The sequence below is a fragment of the Streptococcus sp. VTCC 12886 genome (assembly GCF_049893425.1).
Lineage (GTDB): Bacteria > Bacillota > Bacilli > Lactobacillales > Streptococcaceae > Streptococcus > Streptococcus suis_AA.
Genome location: NZ_JBMVJB010000060.1, coordinates 1 through 3,893 on the forward strand (window position 1 = coordinate 1; position 3,893 = coordinate 3,893).

At 38.7% G+C, this 3,893-nt stretch carries 4 protein-coding genes; all 4 read right to left on the reverse strand.

The window, feature by feature from the left end; genetic code table 11:
• Window positions 1-74 precede the first annotated feature (74 nt).
• On the reverse strand, window positions 75-329 hold the full coding sequence (locus tag ACPC57_RS11330; RefSeq protein ID WP_434066991.1) for a hypothetical protein: 255 nt from the start codon (window positions 327-329) through the stop codon (window positions 75-77).
• Window positions 330-516: 187 nt separating this feature from the next.
• A complete protein-coding gene (locus ACPC57_RS11335; protein ID WP_051673287.1) occupies window positions 517-846 on the reverse strand; it encodes a DUF5966 family protein in 330 nt (109 codons plus the stop codon).
• A 13-nt stretch (window positions 847-859) separates the two neighbouring features.
• Window positions 860-1,159 (reverse strand): DUF5962 family protein, encoded by a 300-nt coding sequence (locus tag ACPC57_RS11340; RefSeq protein WP_434066992.1) that lies wholly within the window; start codon window positions 1,157-1,159, stop codon window positions 860-862.
• A 70-nt stretch (window positions 1,160-1,229) separates the two neighbouring features.
• On the reverse strand, window positions 1,230-3,893 hold a 2,664-nt coding region (locus ACPC57_RS11345; RefSeq protein ID WP_434066993.1), incomplete at its 5' end, for an SNF2-related protein.

Below are 3,893 nucleotides of genomic sequence, written 5' to 3' on the forward strand. Positions count from 1 at the left end.
AAACACCCATGACTAAAAGAGCAATCGTTTAACAAAAACACTTTATAAATTTTGTACAGAAAAGTGTTGCCTTTTCATATTACTCCCTCTGATTTCATAAGCTTATCAGTGTAAAGTTCCGAAGATAACTGAATAACACTATTTACTTCATCAATCTCAAACTCACCCTCTTTAACTTCAATACAATTTTTTAATTTAGCAATTGTTTTTCTATTCATTTTTTCGGTCGGACTAATTTGTGAAGGTATTGATATCTCTCCACTACAAATTACCTTACACTCTGGACATTCATATGTAAATGGTATCCAGTTATAGAAACCTGCTTGCACTCTTATTCTCATTACACTATAACATGTTTTACATTTCACAAAAAAATTAGCATTCACAATATTACTCCCCGTCGTATTTATATTATTTACCCAATTATATCAAAAAAACAAGACAGGAAATATAATATTTAAAGGCTTGTATATTACTTCAAAGACTAATTTACAAGCCTCTGAGAGTTACTAGGGGTCAATTAAGTTCTTCAAAAAACAAATATTTATTTGTAATTTGTGCCACTCTACTTTTAACAAGCTTCACTACCACTCCTGCTATTATCAAAACATTAAAACAAACATAGAAAGCAGTAAAACTCCAAACTCCATTAGTTGCTAAATCTTCTGTATAGAGGTATCTCTCAGTAAAGAAGAGGTAGATTCCATAGATTTCAATAAAGACTAATCCACTGATGAGTCCGATAAGAAACAAAGCACCTGAAACTTTCACAATCCGATAAAGGACGAGCAACATCAGTCCTATTGCTGCGAAAATCAAAAGGCTTTGTAGAATTTGTTCCAACATCTTACACCTCTTTCTAGGCTAATTGCTTGCGATAATAGTCAGCCTGTCCCTTGTCTAAATCATCAAGTTGGGCAACCAAATCAAGGTATTCTGCCTTCGTCACCTCATCTAAGTTTGGAAAATCATTCTCACGACTTGTGATGATGAGTTCCAGCTGTCCAGTAATTTCACGCTTTGAAAAACTGTAATCAAAGGTCTCATCTTCATACTGTTCCTTTAAGGTTTGGTAGTTTGCCCTATCTTCTGGACTCGTAAAGCCTTGTGACAACCATTCTTCTAGTTGATAACGCATTTCTTCTAGTGTTTGGGTCATGTTTTGTTCTCCTTTTGTCATTTCTTGACTTCATTTTACCGCGTTCAAAAATATTTGTCAGCCATTTTTCTTATATCTCGAGTGCTATTTGTTGTTTCTTTTGGGGTGTTATATCTTCACTAAACTTGGCCAAAGCTGCATCTATCTCCTCAATCTCTGCTTCTTTTTCTACCAAGGGAGCCAAAACATCATACTTAGACTTTACAAGCTGATAATCTTCTTCCTTGGGAAAGACTTTCTCAACTTCTATTTTGGCTACTCGTAGTTTATCTTTTAAATCTTTTACCAGCTCTTGCGTCTTTTCTTTGTCATCCATGATATGATCAATGGCATTGCTAATCCGTTGAATAGTTCCCACGTCTGATTTCAAATCAAGGGCGACTGTATATTGATTATCTCCTACAATCATTAAAGAGACAGTCTCTGGCAAGGGCTCACTAGGACCTCGTGTAGTCATTTTTAAATCAAATCCTCTAAAGCTGGCAAGTGTTTTAACTTCCTTGGTCTCTGAGCGGTTATAGGTAATGAGTTTTCGCAGATAGTCCCCAGCTTCAGCACGATTATCCATTGCTTGATTGTCAAATCGCATGACAAAATCTTGCGACTTTGTTACCAAAGATTGGGCAATATCTTTATCATATTGACTCAACCGTTTTTCCATAATAGGGAGGTGCTTCTCACTATAGGAAATGGTATGGCGATACTCATCTTTGGAGCGATTAAAGGCTCGTTTTTGATTTTCTAAAACTGTCAGTTCATTTTCCAATTCCATTTTGAGCTTAAGGTAGGGATTACCAGTGGCCAAGGCCTTAAAGTCAGAAGCCGTCATAGTTTGTTCATCAATGTCTTCAGCTGATCTAACAGGATCTTTTGAGGTCATTATCTGAGTGATATACTTGAGCTTGTTCTCATGTGTCTGCCAGAGATAATTGTCGAAGCTCCCTTTGGTAATATAGTGATAAATATCCACCTCCTGGTGCATGTTTCCTTGTCGAATTAGTCGTCCATTTCGCTGTACAATATCAGAGGGACGCCAAGGAACATCTAAGTGGTGAACAGCTTTCATTCGTGATTGCACGTTTAGACCCGTTCCACCTTTTTCCGTAGAAGCCATGAGAATCCGTACTTCCCCACTATTGACCTTGCGTGAGAGAGAGTTTTTCTTCTCATCGGTATTGGCGTCATGGACAAAGGCAATTTCTTCTTTTGGTATCCCTCGATCGACCAACAAGTTCTTAAGTTCATTGTAAACATCAAACCCTTCTTCCTTACTTTTAGGTGTTCCAATATCAGAGAAAATCATCTGAGTCGCCTTGTCTCCAGCTCCTTCACGGTAGATTCGCTCGACATTATCGACCACTTGAAGGATTTTCTGATTGTCTGATAAGGTATAAGCAGGGTCAATCAACCGCATATCAATAGCTAGTTTTCTGGCTTCTCCTGTGATTTTAAGCATGTTATCTCTACTTGGATCAACACTACCTGACTTGATAGCGTCCGAACGCTCTACCAGCTCTTCCAAATAGTATTTCTGAGCTTGCGTTAACTCGCTTTCCACCGCAATAATCTTAGCTTCAGGTACAGGTAAGTCGAGCATATCTGAAGTCTGAATATCGGTAGTTTCCTTGTAGATTCGCATGAGTTCAGGCAGGTTGACAAATTTCTTGAACCGTTTCTTGGGTTGGTACTTATCTCCTGTCGGGGCTAGTTCCATAGAGTTTTCGATATTCCCAAAAGCCCCAACCCATGAATCAAAATTGGATACCTGGTATCGCTCTAAAACATCAGGTTGAATGTAATTCATCATGGTGAAAAGTTCACTAATAGAGTTAGAAACTGGTGTTCCTGTCGCAAAAACGACATTTCTATCTCCATGCTCTGTCTGTACCTGTCTCACCTTCATCTCCATATCTACGTTCTTTTTTGAAGTGGTGTTGGTAATGCCAGCGACATTTCCAAGTCCAGTAATTGGACGGATATTCTTGAAGTGATGAGCCTCATCCACAAAGAAAAAATCAATGCCAAGATTTTCAAATTCAATAAAGGTATCTCGCTCTAGTTTTTGGAGTTCTTCCAACTGGTGCTCCAATCCCTTAATCGAACGCTCCGCTTCTTTCACCGTATAATCACTGTCACTTCCTAGCTTGATTTCTCTGAGTTGCTCAAGTTTGTCATTGATATAGGCGACCTGTTTTTCACGACTCATCGGTATCTTCTCAAATTGTGAATCCCCAATGACAATGGCATCATAGTCCCCTGTAATAATCCGAGACACAAACTGCTTACGTTTGGCTTTGGCAAAGTCTTTCTTAGTAGTCACATAGACTTTCTTGGTTGGGAAAAATTTCATGATTTCTTGACCAAACTGAGCAGTCAAACTAGAAGGAACCACATAGAGAGGTTTATGCACCATCCCTAATTCTTTCAACTTAAAACCAGCTCCAAGCATGGTCAAGGTTTTTCCAGACCCTACCTCGTGGGCTAGTAGAGCACGTTTTTCCTCGACAATTCGTTGAATGGCATTCTTTTGGTGAGGGCGTAAGGAAATATTCTGGGCAAGCCCATCAATGGTTAAATGGCTGCCATCATAAACTTTTGAAACTGTACGATTATAAAGGCTATTAAAGGTCTCTTCAATCATCTGTTGCACCTCTGGATAACTAGCCACAAAATCTTGGAAGAGTTCTTGAAGTTGTGTTTCCTTAGCACGAAGAACCGTTGTCTTCTCCACGTC